Origin of the sequence: Haemophilus seminalis (genome assembly GCF_006384255.1) — a bacterium.
GTDB classification, from domain to species: domain Bacteria; phylum Pseudomonadota; class Gammaproteobacteria; order Enterobacterales; family Pasteurellaceae; genus Haemophilus; species Haemophilus seminalis.
The window spans coordinates 120,194-140,395 of record NZ_VCED01000004.1; the positions used below are offsets into that span (position 1 = coordinate 120,194).

A 20,202-nucleotide genomic window follows, 5' to 3' on the forward strand; every position below is an offset into this window, starting at 1 on the left:
GATGAAAAGCTATCAAAGCAATTAGCCTTTATAGCCAGTCGCCACAATATATACTTCACGAGAGCGTCCGCGTGATGCTTCAGGCTTACGCACTTTCACCACATTAAATAAAGAACGAATTTCTCTTAAATATTCATCAAAGCCTTCACCTTGGAAAACTTTAACAACAAAGCTTCCTTTGGTTGCCAAGACTTGTTTACACATATCTAAAGCAAGCTCGACCAAATACATTGCGCGCGGAATATCCACCGATGGCATTCCACTAAAATTGGGTGCCATATCAGACATCACAACATCAACTTTATCTTCGCCTACGCGCGCTAATAAAGCATTCAAAACATTTTCATCACGGAAATCGCCTTGCAGAAAATCAACACCTACAATGGGATCCATTTCCAAAATATCACAAGCAATCACTCGACCTTTTCCACCAATCTGTCCCACCACATATTGCGACCAACCGCCAGGTGCAGCGCCAAGATCGACCACAGTCATTCCTTGTTTAAATAATTTATCCGTTTGTTGAATTTCATCAATCTTAAAATAAGCGCGTGAACGTAACTTTTGCTTATGCGCTTTTTGCACAAATTGATCACTAAAATGTTCATTTAGCCAGCGAGAAGAACTCGCTGAACGTTTTTTCTTTCCCATAATCTTCTATTTTTGGTAGTAGTTTTGCTTATATTTGGTTACAATCTGCCGAATTCAAGCCGAGGCTGATTGAAATCAGTGAAAAACATTGAGAAAATCAACCGCTCTTTTTAATTAGGAATCCTTATGACAACCTTATCAACCAAACAAAAACAATTTTTAAAAGGTCTTGCGCACCATCTTAACCCAGTAGTTATGCTTGGTGGAAATGGCTTAACCGAAGGCGTACTTGCTGAAATTGAAAATGCACTTAATCATCACGAACTCATTAAAGTAAAAGTTGCTGGTGCAGATCGCGAGACAAAACAACTTATTATCGATGCGATTGTGCGTGAAACTAAAGCAGCACAAGTACAAACTATCGGGCATATTTTGGTGCTTTATCGCCCAAGCGAAGAAGCAAAAATTCAGCTTCCACGCAAATAACAACAAAAGTGCGGTCATTTTTAACCGCACTTTTTTATTTAAATATAATTCACTTCAATAATATCAAACTCAACGACACCGCCAGGCGTTGTAATATTAACGGTATCATCTAATTCTTTACCAATTAAACCTCGCGCAATGGGAGAATTAACCGAAATCAAACCCGATTTAATATCCGCTTCATCATCGCCTACAATGCGATAAGTGACTTCTTCGTCTGTATCAGTATTTACAAGCACAACGGTTGCACCGAAAATAACTTTACCGTTATTTGGCATTTTTGTTACATCAATAATTTGAGCATTACCAAGTTTACCTTCAATCTCTTGAATACGACCTTCACAAAACCCCTGTTGCTCACGAGCTGCATGATATTCTGCATTTTCTTTTAAATCACCGTGCTCGCGTGCTTCTGCTATCGCTTTAATAATTTCTGGACGACGTACATTTTTTAAGAAATCCAATTCTTCACGTAATTGTTCTGCGCCACGCACAGTCATTGGAATTTGTTGCATTGTTTTTCCTTTTACTAAATAAAACAAAAACCACGACAAAATCCTAAAATCTTGCCGCAGTATTATTAAAAATAAACTTGAAATGAGAAAATGATTTACTCAATTTCATTCGGGGCTTATTATTGTTCGTCTAAAAAAAAATAGCAACCATAACAAACCTAATATGAAAAAATTATCTTCAATTTCTACCGCACTTGGATCCTTTTTACTTTCAGTGAGCTTTAGCCTGCCAACCTTCGCAAATATTAATGTTTCAGATTTAACACAAAAATTGCCTGAAGGCTCTAGCGTAGGTTTCATCGCAAAAAATATAAATCAAAACCAAATTATTGCGGATTATAATGGCTCAACCTTTATGCTTCCTGCGAGCACACAAAAAGTTTTTACTGCTGTCGCCGCTAAACTTGCATTAGGCGATCAATTCCAATTTGAGACCGCACTTTTGAGTAATGGGAAAATTCAAAATGGGAATTTAGATGGTCACTTAATCGTGCGTTTCACAGGCGATCCTGATCTCACAAGTGGCCAACTTTATACCTTACTTGCAGAATTAAAAAAACAAGGTATCAAAAAAATTAATGGCGATTTAGTATTAGATACCTCTGTTTTTTCTAGTCACGACCGAGGATTAGGTTGGATTTGGAACGATCTGACCATGTGTTTCAACTCTCCCCCGTCCGCGGCGAATATTGATAACAACTGCTTTTATGCGGAACTAGATGCCAATCAAAATCCCGGTGAAACAGTAAAAATCAATGTGCCAGCACAATTTCCAATTCAAGTGTTCGGACAAGTTTACGTAGCGGATAGCAATGAAGCGCCCTATTGTCAGCTCGATGTTGTTGCACACGACAATAATCGCTATCAAGTAAAAGGATGTTTAGCACGTCAATCTAAACCTTTTGGCTTAAGCTTTGCTGTGCAAGATACGGATGCTTATGCTGCCGCGATTATTCAACGTCAATTAAGACAATTAGGTATTGAGTTTAATGGCAAAGTCATGCTGCCACAAAAACCACAACAAGGTCAGCTATTAGCTAAACATTTATCGAAACCATTACCAGATTTATTGAAAAAAATGATGAAAAAATCGGATAACCAAATTGCCGATTCATTGTTCCGAGCGGTGGCATTCAATTACTATAAACGCCCGGCATCCTTTCAATTAGGTACATTAGCGATTAAATCCATCTTGCAAAAACAAGGAATTCGTTTTGGTAACAGTATTTTAGCCGATGGTTCGGGTCTATCTCGCCATAATCTTGTAGCACCTAAAACAATGCTATCCGTTTTAGAATACATCGCCAAAAACGAAGATAAATTACATTTAATGGAAACTTTCCCCATCGCTGGTGTAGATGGCACGATCAGTGGGCGAGGTGGATTAATTAGCCCGCCATTAGTCAAAAATGTTATTGCTAAAACTGGTTCTTTGAAAGGGGTTTATAACCTAGCCGGCTTTATGACAAATGCTCGGGGGGAAAAAGTAGCCTTTGTACAATTTATTAATGGCTACTCAACAGGCGATTTGGAAAGCAAAACAAAACGAGCACCATTAGTACAATTTGAGAGTGGGTTATACAACGAAATCTATAAATATTAATAAAATCTTCTAAAAAAACACCGCACTTAAAATGACAAAGTGCGGTGTTTTTTAATTATTTAACATACTCATTACCTAAAAATAATGGCCCTAAATGGCTTTTAGGAAGGCCAAATTTTTTAGGATAAATTACATCTACTAAATATAGTCCATCAGGTTTTGCAGTTGGTGCCGCAAGCTGACGATTTTTTTGTTCTAGTAGCCATTTCATCCATTCAATTGATTCTTTACCTGCACCAACTTCAATCAAACTCCCAACAATATTACGGACCATATGATGCACAAAAGCATTGGCTTGAATATCCACAATAATATATTGCCCAATCCGAGTAACTGATAAGTGATGAACATTACGCCACGGCGTGTTTGATTGACATTGTGCGGCACGAAAAGAGGAAAAATCATGCTCGCCTAGTAAATACTGACCAGCTTGATGCATTTTTTCTGCATCCAGATCTAAATAACAATGCGTAATTCCTCCGTGTAAAATAGCTGAGCGTAATTTATTACAATAAAGAATATAGCGATATCGACGAGCCATTGCTGAAAAACGCGCATGAAATTCATCATCAACTTTTTTTGCCCAAGTAACCGCAATATCATCAGGTAAATTCGCATTTGTCCCGAATGTCCATGCTTTATCAGGACGTACTGCACTAGTTTCAAAATGTACGACTTGCCCTGTTCCGCTCACCCCTGAGTCAGTTCTCCCGGCACAAAAAATTTCAATTTTTTCATTAGCAATAATGGAAAGCGCGTTTTCAAGTTGTTCTTGTATGCTACGCACATTTTCTTGGCGTTGCCAGCCGTAATAATTTGTGCCTTGATATTCAATACCTAATGCAATTTTCATCTTATGCCTTATTTTTGATAGAGTGAAATTATGGTAACGCAACTTTATAGGGTACGCAAATTTCATTATGTAAGAATAAACATATTTTTTATTAAATGATAATAATTACTATTGATGTAAATTAACCTTTTAGATATACTCGCGCCTCCTTTTACCTATATCTAATCTACGGAAGCATTTTATGAAATTTAAATTAAGCCTAATTTACACCGTACTTTTTGCCGGAGTTTCTGTTTCTGCGTTAGCTGAAACGCAACATAAAGCTAGTACTGAAACGATTGAACAAATTAATGTTCAAGATACAGGTATTAAACAAAATGGCTATCAAACGACAGGAACATCCGTCGTATCAAAAGCTGAAGTACCAGTATTCGACACGCCAAACACAGTAAATATTCTTTCGAGCAAACTACTAGAAGATCGCAAATCTGAATCACTTATTGATGCGCTTTATAACGTCAGTGGTGTGAGTCAAGCGAATACTCTAGGAGGTATGTTTGATGCCATCCAAAAACGTGGTTTTGGTGGAAACCGCGATAACTCAATTATGCGTAACGGTTTACAAGCCGGCCCAGCTAAAAACTTTAGCGCGACAACTGAAACCGTTGAAGTTTTAAAAGGACCTGCATCTGTACTTTATGGTATTCAAGATCCAGGTGGTGTGGTTAATATCATTACTAAAAAACCACAACAAACGCCACGTTATGTCGTTGGTGGAACCTTAGGTAATCATAGCCTCTGGGGAACGCAATTAGATTTCACTGGTGGTTTAGGAAATGGTTTTGCTTACCGCTTTATCTATGACAAACAAGAAAAAGACTACTGGCGTAATTTTGGCACAGTGAAAAATACCACTTACGCACCATCACTTTCTTGGGAAAATGATAAAACTAAAGTGCTTCTTTCTTATGAACATAAAGATATTCTTGAGCCATTTGATCGTGGCACAAATCTTTTAACAGCAACCAATGCATTACCGGATATTCCTGTATCGCGTCGTTTAGATGAACCAAATAATGAAACAACCGCAAAAACCGATAACATTGATTTTAAAATTGAACACAAATTAAGTGATGGTTGGAAATTAAATGCGGGTTATAGCTATGCGCGTTACAAATATTTCTACAATCAAGCTCGTATTACAAATATTAACGTTACAGATATCGCTATCCCTGCTGTTAAAAATAAAAAGGGCGAGATTACCTCTCCTGAATTAAGCGCGCGTCATGCACGCCGAGCTATTGAACAGCAACAAGGCGATCAACGCGTTCATAGCGGTACATTAAATATCGTTGGTGAATTTGGTATTGGTGATATTGCTAACCGCTTTGTAGCCGGTATTGATGCAATGCGTAATATTCGTGATCTTGGTCCTATTTATAACCAAGGCATCATGAATTCTGATATCAATATTCATAATCCAAACTATACCAGCCCTGTTGCGGAACATAAAAATGGTAACGGCAACGCCTATCAATATAACTATCTCAAAACTGTTGGTGTTTATATTCAAGATACCGCCTACTTTACAGATAACTTTATTATGACGGGCGGTTTACGTTATGAGTATTTTGATCAATTTGCAGGGCGTCATTGCTTAAATGCGGCAAACTGTAAAAAAGGTCAAAATCTAACAAAAACCGGAAATACCGATCAACACGATGGTAAATTATTGTATCAATTAGGTGCCGTATATAAATTTACCCCACATATTGCGACCTTTGCAAACTACTCGGAGTCTTTCCGTCCACAAATGAGTGTGGCGACACCCGTTAGTGGAGATTTAAAACCTGAACAAGGTAAATCCTTTGAAATTGGTGCAAAATATGAAAACTCAGGTTTCAATGCTACACTTGCATTATTCAATATCAGCAAACGTAATGTGGCTGAGGCTGTTGGTTCGGGTTCAAATGCACAATTAAATATCGTCGGCAAACAACGTTCTCGTGGTGCGGAATTCGATCTTAATGGTCAAATTACGGATAGTCTAAGCGTAGCGGCTAACTATACATACACCAAAGTAAAATCACTTGAAAATGAACTTTATCCTGATGCGGTAAATCGACAACTTTCTGGTGTACCAAAACATCAAGCTTCCTTATTCTTAGCTTATAACGTAGGTGAATTTGATTTTGGCAACATCCGTGTTGGTGGTGGCGCTCGTTATTTAGGTTCCTGGTATGCCTACAATAATACTTATACAAAAGCATACAAATTACCTCATGCCGTGGTATATGATGCCTTTATTGCTTATGATACTAAAATCTCTGGCAAGAAAGTGTCTTTCCAACTTAACGGTAAAAACTTAACAAATAAAACTTACTATCCATCCACCTCTGGTAATGCAACAAACACGTTAATACCTGTTGCATTAGGTTATGGACGTGAATTTATCTTCAACACTAAAGTTGAGTTTTAATTGAGCGCACAATACGAGGGCGAATATTTCGCCCTTTTTGTTTTGACTTTTATGGATAATAAATGAACTGGCAAACCGAACTTAATAATAGTTTAAACTGGATTTTAACCGCACTTTTTTGGGTGATATTGTGCTTTAGCGTAACAATGTTAGCCTTAAAACAAACTACTTTCGGCAAAAAATTCTGGTGTATCGTCTCTCCATTAATAAACAAAAAAACAAGCATTAAACTAATTTTAATGCTGTTAGTACTCTTTATGATGATATTGCTGGAAGTTAGATTTAGTGTGCTTAATTCATTTTTTTACAATGGATTGTATAGCTCAATGCAAGAATTAAACATTGAGAAATTTTGGTTCTTTGCAAAACTAAATGTTCTTCTTGTGGTAGCACAAGTTATACATGCCATTGCTGATTACTTCTTTCAACAAGTTTTTGAAATTCGTTGGTTGGAAAGCCTTAATGCAACACTTATTAAACGCTGGCTAAATAAGAAAAAATACTATCGCCTGAAATACGAACGAGATTTACCAGATAATATCGATCAACGTATTGAACAAGATGCGAGAGAATTTATTACCAGTACGGTACAAATTGTGCGAGGCGTGATTAACTCAGTGCTCACGACCATTGAATTTACGATTATTTTATGGTCACTTTCTGGCGTATTAACTTTATTTGGATTTAATATTGAAAAAGGCGTCGTTTTCTTCATTTATGCCTTTATTATTTTTGCAACACTCATGTCCGTGTGGATTGGTCGCCCACTAATTAAGTTAAATTTTACAAAAGAGAAACTCAATGGCGATTATCGTTATTCCTTAATCCGTGTACGAGACAATGCAGAAAGCATTGCTTTTTATAATGGCGAACCAAAAGAACAAACTTTCTTACAATATCAATTTCGTCAGATTATTCATAACCGTTGGGCTATTGTATTAAAAATGCTTGGATTGGATGGATTTAATTCTGGAGTTACTCGAGTTGCAAAACTCTTACCATTAATGTTACAAGCACCACGTTTCTTTGCAGGACAAATTAAACTTGGTGATATGCATCAAACTGTACAGGCTTTTAACCGGTTAATGACTGCCCTTTCATTTTTTAGATTATTTTATGAGCAATTTACACTCTATCAGGCTCGTTTAAACCGTTTATATGGTTTTATGAAAAAAATGGATGATTTAGATAATCAAGCGTTTTATCAACCATTTCTATGTTCTCATCGTGTCGCATTAAAAGACTTTGGAATTAAAGATGAAAAAGGTCGTGTATTACTTAATAATTTAAATATTAATTTAGTTAATGGCGATGCACTATTAATTCAGGGCGCATCAGGCACAGGGAAAACTTCATTATTAAAAGCAATTGCGGGAATTTATCCTTTTGAAACGATTGGTATTGCAGAACATCCTTGTACTGGAAGTTTATTCTTACCACAACGTCCTTACATGCCACAAGGCACTTTACGGGAAGCAATTTGTTATCCTAATATCAATCCCAACCATCCAGATCTAATTCAAACAATGGAAGATTGTGCCTTAGGTAAATATATCCATGCCCTTGATCATATAAATGACTGGCAAGTTATTTTATCCCCGGGAGAATTACAACGTGTTGCCTTTATTCGTATTTTACTCACTAAACCCGATGTCGTATTTTTAGATGAAACAACATCTGCATTAGATGAAACAACTGAGTATTTGCTCTATCGAAAAATTCGATATCATTTACCTGAAATGATTATTTTAAGTATAGGCCATAGAAGTACACTTCAACAATTCCACAATAAACAATTGAAATTAGATATATGTTTATTATGTGAATAATCGTTTATTCTAACATATTTTAGATAATAAAAAAGCGAACCAAACGTTCGCTTTTTATTAAAATTTAATTTATAGCACTGAAACATTAAGATTAGAACCGCCACCAACAATTCTAACTCGTTTTCCAGCAACAAAACTCGAATCAGCCTTTTGAACAACGACAATCTCTTGACCATCGTCTTTCTTAATCACTAATTCAGCACCGTTTACTTGACTCATTTTTTCTTCGATTTTGCTTCCAGCTACTGCACCGCCGATCGCTCCAACTACTGCTGCAATAGCTTGACCACGACCTCCGCCAATTGCACTACCTGCAATACCACCTAAAGCACCACCACCAAGCGTACCAACAACACCTTGATTATCAGCTTGGATTTTAACAGGACGCACAGAAACAATCGTACCATAAGTAATTGAACGAGCTTCTTTAGCTTGAGATGCACTATAAACATCACCGCTGAAAACATCAGTATTTGCACAACCAGTTACACTAAAAGCAACTAACAATGCCAATGCCATACTTGTTTTTTTCATATGCTATGTTCCCTCTGAAAAGGAATTAAAGTGGATTTCTCGGAGAAAAAGTTGAAATGTTTTTAGTATTACCATTGTCAGATACTAAAACACAAGCACCAACAACTAAGGTTGAATCATACTTGTGAGTAAGCACAACTTGCTCACCATCTTGTTGACGGCCTGAACAATCATTTTTACGGATGGTTAATTTAAGATTTTCACCTTCCATTTGGCTAAAAACGATTTGACCTTTATAAGCATTTTCATCTTTTTGGAAAGAAGAACAAGCACTTAAACCTACAGCTGCTAAAACCGCTAATGCAAGAGATAATTTTTTCATTTTGCTAAACCTCGAGTATTTTCTTTATAGAATAAGGATGAACCTTAATACAAGTATGATTTGATGTCTTATCAACAAAACTTACTGCAATAGATGGATTAGGCAATCTCTCGCCATCCACTTTAGGCTCGCTCACTTTAATGGTTAATTGAGTTAATTCGCTCCATAAAAAACGCATATTAATACGCTGTACCCATTCATTTATCGATTCATTCGGTAAAAATGGCATTACAACCTCAATATGCTCCCAACCTTCTACAGGATACTGCTTATTTTTAGGGAACGGTAGTTCAATAACATCAACGAACTGATTAGCGAACTTCACTGCTTTTTCTAACTGAATTAGATAAATCTTACGTCCGTTGACAATGTTATCGGATAAAATTCTACCGTATTTCAATAAAAGTGTCAGCCAGTTTTTTGCATTTTGTTCATTATTTACACGCACGGCAAGGTGATCGATCTCATAATTTGAAAAATCGATTGACATCATTTGAGCTAATTGTTGAATTTTTTTTTCAAATTCCGCCAAATCAGAAAAAAGTGCGGGTGATTTTTCCTGTAAATTTGTCATTTTGTCCCTTTGAGAAACTCATAAAGAACGGTATCATAGCCGATTATTTTCATTATTCAATTTGAACATAGGAAAAAACGTGAATATTCAATCTATTTTATCCGACAAAATCAAACAAGCTATGATTCTTGCTGGAGCAGATCAATCTTGCGATGCGCTTGTTCGTCAATCAGGAAAACCACAATTTGGCGATTATCAAGCCAATGGCATTATGGCTGCGGCGAAAAAATTAGGTTTAAATCCACGAGAATTTGCTCAAAAAGTTTTAGATAATGCTCAACTATCTGATATTGCAGAAAAATTAGAAATCGCAGGGCCGGGCTTTATCAATATTTTCTTAAATCCAACTTGGCTAACAACTGAAGTTTCAACTGCGCTTTCCCAAAAAAATTTAGGCATTCAAGCTACTGATAAACAAACTGTTGTGATTGATTATTCATCTCCAAACGTAGCAAAAGAAATGCATGTAGGTCACTTGCGCTCTACTATCATTGGTGATGCGGTTGTAAGAACCCTGGAATTTTTAGGTCACAATGTCATTCGAGCAAACCATGTTGGTGACTGGGGAACGCAATTCGGAATGCTTATTGCTTATCTTGAAAAAATGCAAAACGAGCATGCGAGTGAAATGGAATTACAAGATCTTGAAGCCTTTTATCGCGAAGCCAAAAAACACTACGATGAAGATGAAGTATTCGCAGAAAAAGCGCGTAATTATGTTGTGAAATTACAAGGTGGTGATGAATATTGTCGAGCGATGTGGAAACGTTTAGTTGACATCACCATGCAACAAAATCAGCACAACTATGATCGCTTAAATGTGACTTTAACCGAAAAAGATGTGATGGGCGAAAGTCTTTATAATCCTATGTTACCAAGCATCGTAGAAGATCTTAAAAAACAAGGCTTAGCTGTAGAAGATGATGGTGCATTGGTTGTTTATTTGGATGAATTCAAAAATAAAGAAGGTGACCCAATGGGCGTAATCGTTCAGAAAAAAGATGGCGGTTTCCTTTACACTACAACCGATATTGCTGCAGCAAAATATCGTTATGAAACATTAAAAGCTGATCGCGCACTTGTTTTTTCAGATACTCGCCAAAGCCAACATATGCAACAAGCTTGGTTAATTACTCGTAAAGCAGGTTATGTACCAGACAGTTTCTCTTTGGAGCATAAAAACTTTGGGATGATGCTTGGTAAAGATGGCAAACCATTTAAAACCCGTACCGGTGGCACGGTGAAATTAGCCGATCTATTAGATGAAGCAATTGAACGCGCTACTGTATTAATTAATGAAAAAAATACAAATTTATCTAATGATGAAAAAGAAGCCGTGATTGAGGCTATCGGTATTGGTGCGGTGAAATATGCGGATCTCTCCAAAAACCGTACTACTGATTACGTTTTTGATTGGGATAACATGTTAAGCTTTGAAGGTAACACTGCGCCTTATATGCAATATGCCTATACTCGAATTCGTTCGATCTTTAATAAAACAGATATAAATTCGACCGCACTTTTGGCTGCACCTTTAACGCTTGAAGATGATAAAGAAAGAGCACTTGCAATTAAACTTCTACAATTTGAAGAAGCGGTGCAAACAGTCGGAAAAGAAGGCACACCACACGTGCTTTGTGCTTATTTATACGAACTAGCAGGCATATTCTCGTCATTCTATGAACATTGCCCAATTTTAAATGCTGAAGATGAGTCCGTAAAATTAAGCCGTTTGAAATTGGCATTATTAACGGAAAAAACCTTAAAACAAGGTTTAGAGTTACTCGGTATTAAAACCGTAGAAAAAATGTAATTTAGATAATTAAAATCCCTTTCTTACGAAAGGGATTTTTTATGCTTATTTACAGAATAAAAAAAGTGCCCCAATGGGGCACTACTCGGAAAGCAAAATAGATGTCGGCTATTTAAGATAGCACTTGTTTTTAGTGGTTTCAGAATAAAGAAATCCGATCAGTTATGCAAATACATATTTTCAGATTTGTGAAGTTGGTCACGATTTTTTTATCAAAATCAAGTTTTTTAAGCTTTTAAATAGGAAAACTCGAGAAAAAGACTAATAACAGCGGTGGTAATAAATTTGTCACCATACCAAAAGAAATGGCGATAGGCGTTACTTCAATTCCACCTGATTTTTGAATAATCGGCAATGTACAATCTAGTGCCGTTGCGCCTGTAATCCCAATAGCTGTAGAGCGATAATGTTGCATAAACAATGGAATCAAAAATAAACTCAAAATTTCACGCGATAAATCATTGAAAAAGGCAATGCTCCCCTGAATCGGCCCCCAAGCATTTGTCAACACGACGCTTGATAAAGAATACCAACCAAATCCCGATGAAAAGGCTAAACCTTGAGTAATCGGCATACTTAGAAAAAATGACGAAATAACACCACCGACTAAAGAACTTAGGGTAAAAATTGCCCCCATCGTTAAACCTTGCTTGTTTAATAAGACTTCTTTCAAGGAAATACCGTTATTGCGAAGCTGAATCCCGACAAAAAAGATCAACGCAATAAGCACGTAAAGATTGGAACCATGTGGGAAATGCAACCAATCATTGCACAACCAACCTAAAACAATACCGATAATTACCGCACTTAATAATTTAATTGAGTCCATTAACGAATGCCAACGAGATGGTAATTCTCCCTGCAAGTAATTAACTGGCTTAGGCAAAGTGCGGTCATAAATAGCCAAGCCTACGATATTACAAGTCAAAATAATAGCCGATAGCCCTAAAGCGGTCATACCAATAATTGGCAATTTTTGTTCTAAATGCTCTAGCTGCCCAAGCATAAACCCCATCATAAATAAAATGATGTAAAGCAATAACATTACAATTTTATTAATGAATGACAACGCATTTTGATTCTGTATTTTGACTAAGTAACCCAGTACCATCGGCACAAGCACAATGAGTAGTCCGTTAATTATTTCTTCCATTGTTTCCTTCACAAATACTGGTTTTATCTGCTCTTTAAAAGCAAATTTAACAACTATTCAAACGATATAAGTGTTATTTATAATATATAATTTTCATCAATCTACCAAATTCCCAATGAAAGAATATCTACGTTATGCCAGAAATAAAAAAGCGGCTGGTTAAATTTTAATTACCAGCCGCTTGATTTTATTTCTCAATAAACTTAATTATTTGCTCCCGTCCTAAATGTCCTGGCACAGTTTTCTTCACATTTAAATCAGCATCTAAAAATAGATTAAACGGATAACCTCGAACATGAACACGATCAATAATTTCACCATTTTCATCTAGCAAGACTTTAATATTTTTATATTCTAGCCCTTTGTACCATTCAATAAAATCAGCCGGTGATTTTTCGCCTTTATGACCTGGCGAAACAATAGTTATGACTTCAAATCCACGATCTTTTTCCGCACTTAAATCATCAATTTCAGCTAATCCCGCCAAGCAAATCGGACACCAAGATGCCCACATTTTTACATACACAGGTTTGCCTTTATATTGGCTTAAAGTAACTGGCTGATTGTTTAAATCTTTGAGTTGCACATCCGCCAAATTCGTTTGTGCAAAAGCGTTTAGGCTGAATGCCATTAAAAATATTGATAGTAGTTTTTTCATTGTTTTTTTCCTTTTAATAGATTTCTTTTGTTGAGGTTATGCCTTACGAAAAATTATTCGTAATCAATAAAATGCCCATCACGATAATTAAAATTCCGCCACCGATTTTAAATTTGTCTAAGTGTTTATTTAACCCTTTAGCACGTTTTAGCAAGCTGTCAGAGAAGAACGAAAACAGTACAAACGGAGTTGCAAGCCCCAAGACATAAATGAACATCATTGATGCACCGTAAAGTGCAGAGCCTTCATCGCCTGATAACGCTAACACGGAAGCCAGAATCGGGCCAATACAAGGTGTCCAACCAAGACTAAAAGTTAAACCAAGCACAAATGCCTCAAGTGCGGTCGATTTTCCTGATGTTTTTATTTCCACCAATTTCGTGCGTTCAAGTAACCCAATTTTGAAAATTCCCATTTGGTGAATACCAAGAATAATCACGATAATGCCAGCAATTACTCGAGTTGTATTACTAAATAAAATATTCCCTAAAAAGCCAAAACTAAAGCCTAAACTTACAAATGTAAGGGAAAGCCCTAAAATAAATAAAAAAGTATTTAGGACTTTTTTACCACCTTTACTCAAAATACCGAAATAAATCGGGATAATCGGGAAAATACAAGGCGAAAGAAAAGAAGCAAGCCCCGCTAAAAATACAGTTCCAATAAGGAGTTGTTGATCTAACATCCTACATCTCCTTATTTTTTAATGGACTGAATCAAATATCCGTATCCTGCCTTTTCCATTTCAGCTAACGGAATAAATTTAATTGATGCACTGTTAATGCAATAACGCAAACCACCTTTATCTTTCGGGCCGTCATCAAATACGTGACCTAAATGAGCATTGCCCGCACGGCTTAGCACTTCGGTACGTTGCATATTAAAACTATTATCTGTTTGATAATGCACTACCTCTTTTGCTATTGGTTTCGTAAAACTCGGCCAGCCACAACCCGATTCAAATTTATCATTTGAAGAAAAAACAGGCTCGCCTGTGGTGACATCAACATAAATACCGGGTTGGAAATTATCCCAATATTCGTTACTAAAAGAGCGTTCAGTATGTTTATTTTGAGTGACGGAATATTGCAACGGTGTCAATTTCGCTTTGAGTTCTGCATCACTCGGTTTCGGATAATCTTTCTCGTCAATCACAGGTTCATCTGCTTTGGTAATATCAATATGGCAATAACCATTTGGATTTTTCTTCAAATAATCTTGATGATATTCTTCCGCTACGATGTAATTTTTAAGCGGTTGAATCTCAATTTGTACTGGTTTTTTATATTTGGTTTGAAGCTGGGCGAGTGCTTGTTCGATCACCGCTTTATCTGCCCCATCTTGATAATAAATCCCCGTGCGATATTGTCTGCCACGATCGTTGCCTTGTTTATTTACGCTGGTTGGATCAATCACTTTAAAATAATATTGCAATAATTTATCGAGCGAAATTTGATTTGCATCGTAAGTGACTTTTACGGTTTCTGCATGATCAGTTACGCCAATCATCTGATAACTAGTTTTCTCCGTATTACCATTAGCATAGCCAGAAATCGCATCTTTCACACCGTGAATGCGCTCCATATATGCTTCCATACCCCAGAAACAGCCACCAGCAAGATAAATTTCACGAATGTTTTGTGTATTTTCCATTGCCATTTTTTGTTCTCCAGATGATGATGTTGAATTTTGTATTGCCAAAGTTGGTGTTGCACAGCAAAGTGCGGTAATAAATAGAAATGTTTTTGATAGTTTCATTGTTTTTCCTTATGATGTAAAAATTAACGTTACATAAGGTTAGACGGCGGATAATTCGATTTCTTACAGATTTTTGTAAAATTTTTAAAGAAATTGACTAAAATTCATTGTTATAACCAATAATAAAGAGCTAAAACACACTATTTCTCCCTCTTTTCTAAGGTAAAAAATCTATATGCAATCATATTCCACTCCTTCGCTTTATCACAAAGCGATTAGTTTTATGGTATCAGCGTACTTTTCCATTACCTTGATGAATGTATTTGTCAAAACGGCATCTCAAACAATCCCTGCAAGTGAAACCTTATTTTCACGTTTTTTAATCGGCTTGCTTTTCTTACTACCTTTTGTGATTAAAGATCGCGATTTTAAAGTAGATACTAGTCAATGGAAATTTTTAATCCTGCGGAATGCCGCGGGTGTATCGAGCATGTTGATTAACTTTTATGTCGTAAAGTTCTTACCGCTTTCCATCGCGGTCTTATTGATGAATACCTCTGCTCTATTTATCCCAATTTTATTGCTCTTTTTCCATCAAAAAACACCGCTTAATGTACTTTTGTATAGCTTAATCGGTTTTCTTGGCGTTTCCATTATTTTACTCACCAATAACAATGGCAATGTTGATCCTATTTATGTGCTGATTGGATTATCTGGTGCCGTATTGGCAGGAATGGCATTTATTGGCTTACAAGAATTAAACAAATACAACACCCCCAAAAATATCGTATTTTATTTTCACTTGATTGGTACCTTCATGTTACCAATCTTCTTTATTAACCAATGGAAAATCCCTAATTTATATGAGCTTGGTTTATTGCTATTAGTGGGCGGATTTGGATTGATTTTCCAATTATTACTCACGCGCGCTTTTAAATACGCACCCGCCAATATCATTACTCCTTTTGCGTTCACTGGCGTAATTTTCTCTAGCGTTTTCGACTGGCTCTTTTGGCATCATACGCCTAACCTCTATTTTTGGTTCGGTGCAGTTATAATTGTGAGTGCAGTGAGTTTATTGGCGAAGATGAAGAAATAAAACCTTTGAGATTATCCAATGCCATACGGATAAATTAGCAATACCACTATAAAGTACAGTCAAAAATAGTAGTGTTTTTTATACTTTCACTATTCTTAATGTGAATCTTTAAATTTCTTCATCATCATACTTAAGGTTTTGCAATTTCGTTGAAAACGACGGCAATGAGGACAAGTTAACAAATGCATTTTTAAACCCATTTTTTCTTGCAGTTCTAATGGTCGCTCATGAGAATCAGAAATTATCCGAGTGGCTTGAATACAACGCATAATTTTCTCCTAAAGTTTTTTTGATAGACAATTTTGCAACTGCAAACGGGCCTGATAAAGTGTGGTATGCAAGTTGGATGTGGTAAGCTGAGTTTCTTGACAAATTTCATCCGATGACAATTCTAAAAACTCTCTCATCATAAAAATTTTGGCATGTTTAGCGGGTAAACAAGTCAGGCAAGTTTCGAAAATCAACCAGAACTCTTCAGAATACACCATTTCCTCTTCACCCTGTAATTCGCTCGGATAATATTCTATTTTCCAATGGCCTGTATCATCAAAAAATGTATTAGTTGACTGTTCATCTTCAATCTCACTTTCTAATACAAAGCGTCCTTTCTGGCGAAGGTAATCAATAATTTTATTTTTTAGAATAGCAAAAACCCAAGTTTTAAAAGCGGCTTGATGTTTAAAATTCGCGAGATTGTTAAATGCACTTAAAAATGCTTCTTGTACTAAATCCTCAGCAAGATCGGCATGGTGCAACTGTAACATTGCAAATTTCAGCATCTGCGTACGAATTTGTTGGAGTTCCGTATCAGAAATAGCATTCATTTTAATTCCTTTAAAATTTTTTGTAAGAAATGGAAGAATTTGACCTCCAGCCAGTCTACTAATGCACGTAACCCGAACCAAAGAAGACAATACTTCACTGCACAACCGACAAATTACTGCTTGCAAGCCAATTGGTGCCATAGGGATGTAAATTAAATTCTCGCTCAAGCACCTAGACTTTAGGTGAAATTCCTTTTTCTGCAAGAATTCGTTTTAAGTTTTGTGCAAATTGTTATTTTTCATTCATTGGTAAATGCTGTAAAGAGAAAAGATTTTAGGATTGGAGCTTGATTTAAACTTATGCAGCTATTAGCACTAGTTTTGGTTACATAGCATCAGACTAAAATTACGTTAAATGACCTAGGAGAAAATAAAAAAATGAGTAGATACAATGTGAGATACCAATTCAAGAGAAAAACAACAGATCGTCTTTGGACTAGTGGAAACAGCTATGTTTCAGCAAGTAATGAGAATGAAGCTGTTTCTAAAGTTGAAAAAGATGTTTTGAAAAGATATGCAGAATTCAAATTATTTGAAGTAAAAAACGCTTGATAAAAAGAAATATAATTGCGGTTAATTTCAACCTCACTTTTCACAAGAAAACCTATGGAACGATTAATCAAACAAACCGAAAATCCTTCATTGTACAGCTATATCGTTTCTTACGATCACGGCAATGCACCAAATCCTGATTTTAATATCTGCACGCTCGCTATTTGCAAGCCGGTCATTCGCCGTTGTGCAAAAATCGGTGATATTGTTTTAGGGTTAAGTCCGAAACGTATGGGGAATCATATTGTGTACTGCATGGTAATTGATGAAATCGTTGAATGGAAGGATTACTATCAACGTTGTAAAAATTCGGCGGATTTAAACCATCGTATTCCTACCGATAAAAGCCACAATGGTGATTGTATTTGGATTCCCCAAGAAAATGGCGAGTATGTGTTACTAGAAAGTAAATCAGGACACGACGAATCCTGCAGATATAGGGATCTTTATTCCGGAAAAAGAGTGTTGATAGGGCGTAAATATTGGTATTTCGGTTCAAATCATCCAACACATTACATTCAACTACCAAATGATCATCTTTCAGTCGGTCGCGGGCATCGAAAAACTACAGAACAACAACTTATTAATGAATTTATCCTCTTTTTTAATGAAGAATTAAAACAACGAGGAATTCATTCATCAGGCAAACACGGAAACTATTTTGCATGAAAATTATTTTATCGAGAAAAGGGTTTGATAGTGGAAAAGATAATGGCCGCTTTCCCAGCCCTATTTTACCTAACGGAAAAATCATTTCTTTTCCAATTCCTTCATCTAAAGGCAACTTATCTTGGGACGATATGGAAACTGAAGAGATTGATCTTAAGAAAATTATTCAAGATTTATTACCTGCAGATTATCTGAATATTTCACTTCATTTAGATCCTGATTTGAATCGAAAAAAGGAAAAGCGAACAAAGGGCTGGCGACCTGCAATCGGGCAAGTCAAAGCAGCCGCCGGACATTTGTTAAACCAACATGTTGAAAAAGGTGATTTATTTCTTTTTCTAGGTTGGTTTAGACATATTCGACAAAATCCGCAAACCGAAAAATGGGAATATTATGGACCGCATTTTCATGCTTTATTCGGATGGTTAGAAATTGACGAGATTGTTAATGTTAAGGATATGAAAGTGTTAGAACCTTATCCGTTTCTTTCAATCCATCCGCATTATTATCCTGCCGGTAAAGGTGAAAATAATCTGATTTTCATTGCAAAAGAGCGATCGGATTTTGTGCCAAATTCATTCGGAGGCGGTATGTTCAATCAATTTTCATCGGATTTAATTCTGACGAAACAAGGACGTTCACGCTCAATTTGGTCGTTACCAAAATGTTTTGATGCAAGAAGTAATTCTAATCACGCAATGAGTTATCACGGAAATTTAACCCGTTGGGAGGACGATTCAGATAGTCAAAAGGTTATTTTGAAAACCGTTGCGCGCGGACAAGAATTTGTCCTCGATACCCAATATTTCCCGGAAGTCAAAAACTGGGCAATTAACCTTATTAAAAATCATGTCTAACAACCTAAGGAAAAATTATGTCTAAAAAAATCTATGCCTGGCTTGGCATTTTACTCAGCATTTCATTAAGTTTATTCGTGTTGGATAAAGTCTATGAAGATGCGTTACCCAAGATTATTGAAGAAATTAACAATGGCGCAATCGGGGCTATTCTGACAGCAATTGTGACGGTTTTCTTACTACAAGGACAAACCGCAACAGAAGAAGAACGCGATAAAAACTTAACTGTGTTTGAAAAGAAACAAGAGGTTTATCACCAATTCTTAGAAAAATTAAAAGATATTGTGGAAGATGGCAAGGTGCAAATTGCGCTGAATAAAGATCCTGTAGATACCATTGATGAATTAAAGGACTTGCTGTTCCAGCTTTCTTATATCCAAATGCATAGTTCAGAAGAAACCACGCAAGCGATATTTGAACGTGTGACAAATTTAATCAAAAAAATGAATGAATTTATGATTGCAGGCACAGATAAGCAAAGTTTGGTTGCTGGCTATTATGCTTCATTTGCCGAAGAGTTATTTAGCATAGTGGCAATTTTGAAAAATGACTTATATAAAACATCAAGCCACCCAATTGCCAAAGAAAGTATTAAAACTCTGTTAGATGGGTGTGATTTGTTTATTGAAGGGGAAAAACTAGATAAATATGAAATGCAAAATTATTTTTGGAATGAAATGCAAGATCAGCTTTTAGTACAAGGCATTGAGTTTGAGAAACAAGATTTTAGCCAAGATATTACACAATATTATGCTCGTTCAAGAAAACGTCATCGCTGGTATGGTATTGAAATTCCAGTTCACACAACCCAAGATGGAGAAAATATAACCTTTAAACTGGAATTAGACAATTCGCTTTATTATGGATTCCGTCGCCCACAAGAGACAAGGGAAAACACTGAACTTGATAATAAAATTATTGAACTAACCAAATTAGTTTCGTCATCATTAAATGCAAACCCTTGGTGGTTTGGCTGGAAAAATCCCGATAAATATCATTTAAACTTTTGGACATTAGATAGCCAAGATTTTGACTATTTCAAACACCCACAACGCCGAGCAAGAATGGTAAAAGAGTACGCAGAAGAAATAGCAAACTATATTCGCGAATTCCAAGATATTGTGGAAGAGCAAAATATATAAGCACCATATTC

Annotated in this window: 21 protein-coding genes; 9 read left to right on the forward strand and 12 right to left on the reverse strand. The window is 36.2% G+C overall.

Annotation, left to right across the window (positions count from 1 at the left end):
- Positions 1 to 21: 21 nt before the first annotated feature.
- The gene (gene rlmE / locus FE813_RS06880) at positions 22 to 651 is read right to left on the reverse strand and encodes a 23S rRNA (uridine(2552)-2'-O)-methyltransferase RlmE (protein WP_005637911.1); all 630 of its coding nucleotides are present in this window, start codon (positions 649 to 651) and stop codon (positions 22 to 24) included.
- 126 nt (positions 652 to 777) lie between these two features.
- Between rlmE and yhbY the strand changes: the two genes are divergently transcribed.
- Positions 778 to 1,077, forward strand: coding sequence for a ribosome assembly RNA-binding protein YhbY (gene yhbY / locus FE813_RS06885; protein ID WP_005628915.1), 300 nt, complete (start codon positions 778 to 780; stop codon positions 1,075 to 1,077).
- 38 nt (positions 1,078 to 1,115) lie between these two features.
- Here the strand turns inward: yhbY and greA are convergent, their stop codons facing one another.
- The gene (gene greA, locus FE813_RS06890) at positions 1,116 to 1,592 is read right to left on the reverse strand and encodes a transcription elongation factor GreA (RefSeq protein WP_005637913.1); all 477 of its coding nucleotides are present in this window, start codon (positions 1,590 to 1,592) and stop codon (positions 1,116 to 1,118) included.
- Positions 1,593 to 1,755: 163 nt separating this feature from the next.
- Between greA and dacB the strand changes: the two genes are divergently transcribed.
- On the forward strand, positions 1,756 to 3,195 hold the full coding sequence (dacB, locus tag FE813_RS06895) for a serine-type D-Ala-D-Ala carboxypeptidase (RefSeq protein WP_139989990.1): 1,440 nt from the start codon (positions 1,756 to 1,758) through the stop codon (positions 3,193 to 3,195).
- 55 nt (positions 3,196 to 3,250) lie between these two features.
- Here the strand turns inward: dacB and truA are convergent, their stop codons facing one another.
- Positions 3,251 to 4,048: a tRNA pseudouridine(38-40) synthase TruA gene (gene truA, locus FE813_RS06900; RefSeq protein ID WP_139989991.1), complete on the reverse strand. Its 798-nt coding sequence runs from the start codon at positions 4,046 to 4,048 to the stop codon at positions 3,251 to 3,253.
- Between the two features lie 181 nt (positions 4,049 to 4,229).
- Between truA and FE813_RS06905 the strand changes: the two genes are divergently transcribed.
- Both FE813_RS06905 and FE813_RS06910 read left to right on the forward strand, forming a co-directional pair.
- Positions 4,230 to 6,467, forward strand: a complete 2,238-nt coding sequence (locus FE813_RS06905; protein WP_139989992.1) for a TonB-dependent siderophore receptor — start codon at positions 4,230 to 4,232, stop codon at positions 6,465 to 6,467.
- Positions 6,468 to 6,529: 62 nt separating this feature from the next.
- The gene (locus FE813_RS06910; RefSeq protein ID WP_139989993.1) at positions 6,530 to 8,296 is read left to right on the forward strand and encodes an ABC transporter ATP-binding protein/permease; all 1,767 of its coding nucleotides are present in this window, start codon (positions 6,530 to 6,532) and stop codon (positions 8,294 to 8,296) included.
- A 69-nt stretch (positions 8,297 to 8,365) separates the two neighbouring features.
- Here FE813_RS06910 and FE813_RS06915 read toward each other — a convergent pair whose 3' ends face one another.
- Genes FE813_RS06915 through FE813_RS06925 form a run of 3 tightly spaced genes read right to left on the reverse strand, consistent with a single transcriptional unit; the run spans position 8,366 to position 9,726 of the window.
- A complete protein-coding gene (locus FE813_RS06915) occupies positions 8,366 to 8,830 on the reverse strand; it encodes an outer membrane lipoprotein (RefSeq protein ID WP_139989994.1) in 465 nt (154 codons plus the stop codon).
- 25 nt (positions 8,831 to 8,855) lie between these two features.
- A complete protein-coding gene (locus FE813_RS06920) occupies positions 8,856 to 9,152 on the reverse strand; it encodes a hypothetical protein (protein WP_005633732.1) in 297 nt (98 codons plus the stop codon).
- 4 nt (positions 9,153 to 9,156) lie between these two features.
- Complete coding sequence (locus tag FE813_RS06925) at positions 9,157 to 9,726, reverse strand: VOC family protein (RefSeq protein ID WP_005638042.1); 570 nt, start codon at positions 9,724 to 9,726, stop codon at positions 9,157 to 9,159.
- A gap of 79 nt (positions 9,727 to 9,805) precedes the next feature.
- On the opposite strand from FE813_RS06925, the gene argS reads away from it, so the two are divergent.
- A complete protein-coding gene (gene argS, locus FE813_RS06930) occupies positions 9,806 to 11,539 on the forward strand; it encodes an arginine--tRNA ligase (RefSeq protein ID WP_139989995.1) in 1,734 nt (577 codons plus the stop codon).
- A 235-nt stretch (positions 11,540 to 11,774) separates the two neighbouring features.
- Here argS and FE813_RS10490 read toward each other — a convergent pair whose 3' ends face one another.
- The 4 genes from FE813_RS10490 to msrAB all read right to left on the reverse strand — a co-directional run bounded on the left by FE813_RS10490 (position 11,775) and on the right by msrAB (position 15,108).
- Positions 11,775 to 12,692 carry a LysO family transporter gene (locus FE813_RS10490; RefSeq protein WP_180978701.1) on the reverse strand — a complete coding sequence of 306 codons (918 nt, stop codon included), beginning with the start codon at positions 12,690 to 12,692 and terminating at the stop codon, positions 11,775 to 11,777.
- A 187-nt stretch (positions 12,693 to 12,879) separates the two neighbouring features.
- Positions 12,880 to 13,350, reverse strand: coding sequence for a redoxin family protein (locus FE813_RS06940; protein ID WP_005638585.1), 471 nt, complete (start codon positions 13,348 to 13,350; stop codon positions 12,880 to 12,882).
- A 43-nt stretch (positions 13,351 to 13,393) separates the two neighbouring features.
- Complete coding sequence (locus FE813_RS06945; protein ID WP_139989996.1) at positions 13,394 to 14,035, reverse strand: cytochrome c biogenesis protein CcdA; 642 nt, start codon at positions 14,033 to 14,035, stop codon at positions 13,394 to 13,396.
- Positions 14,036 to 14,046: 11 nt separating this feature from the next.
- Entirely contained in the window at positions 14,047 to 15,108 is a 1,062-nt protein-coding gene (gene msrAB, locus FE813_RS06950) for a bifunctional peptide-methionine (S)-S-oxide reductase MsrA/peptide-methionine (R)-S-oxide reductase MsrB (RefSeq protein ID WP_139989997.1), read from the reverse strand.
- 175 nt (positions 15,109 to 15,283) lie between these two features.
- Here msrAB and FE813_RS06955 point away from each other — a divergent pair, with 175 nt between their 5' ends.
- Positions 15,284 to 16,147 carry a DMT family transporter gene (locus FE813_RS06955; RefSeq protein ID WP_139989998.1) on the forward strand — a complete coding sequence of 288 codons (864 nt, stop codon included), beginning with the start codon at positions 15,284 to 15,286 and terminating at the stop codon, positions 16,145 to 16,147.
- Between the two features lie 95 nt (positions 16,148 to 16,242).
- Here FE813_RS06955 and FE813_RS06960 read toward each other — a convergent pair whose 3' ends face one another.
- Positions 16,243 to 16,416 carry a zf-HC2 domain-containing protein gene (locus tag FE813_RS06960; protein ID WP_005636028.1) on the reverse strand — a complete coding sequence of 58 codons (174 nt, stop codon included), beginning with the start codon at positions 16,414 to 16,416 and terminating at the stop codon, positions 16,243 to 16,245.
- Positions 16,417 to 16,425: 9 nt separating this feature from the next.
- Entirely contained in the window at positions 16,426 to 16,971 is a 546-nt protein-coding gene (locus FE813_RS06965) for a sigma-70 family RNA polymerase sigma factor (protein ID WP_139989999.1), read from the reverse strand.
- Between the two features lie 606 nt (positions 16,972 to 17,577).
- Between FE813_RS06965 and FE813_RS06970 the strand changes: the two genes are divergently transcribed.
- The 3 genes from FE813_RS06970 to FE813_RS06980 are packed head-to-tail and all read left to right on the forward strand — an operon-like array spanning position 17,578 to position 20,191.
- Positions 17,578 to 18,192, forward strand: a complete 615-nt coding sequence (locus FE813_RS06970; RefSeq protein ID WP_139990000.1) for an Nmad2 family putative nucleotide modification protein — start codon at positions 17,578 to 17,580, stop codon at positions 18,190 to 18,192.
- On the forward strand, positions 18,189 to 19,049 hold the full coding sequence (locus tag FE813_RS06975; protein ID WP_109128443.1) for an Nmad3 family putative nucleotide modification protein: 861 nt from the start codon (positions 18,189 to 18,191) through the stop codon (positions 19,047 to 19,049). Before FE813_RS06970 ends, FE813_RS06975 begins: the two co-directional genes overlap by 4 nt.
- Positions 19,050 to 19,066: 17 nt before the next feature.
- Positions 19,067 to 20,191 carry a hypothetical protein gene (locus tag FE813_RS06980; RefSeq protein WP_139990001.1) on the forward strand — a complete coding sequence of 375 codons (1,125 nt, stop codon included), beginning with the start codon at positions 19,067 to 19,069 and terminating at the stop codon, positions 20,189 to 20,191.
- Positions 20,192 to 20,202: the final 11 nt, after the last annotated feature.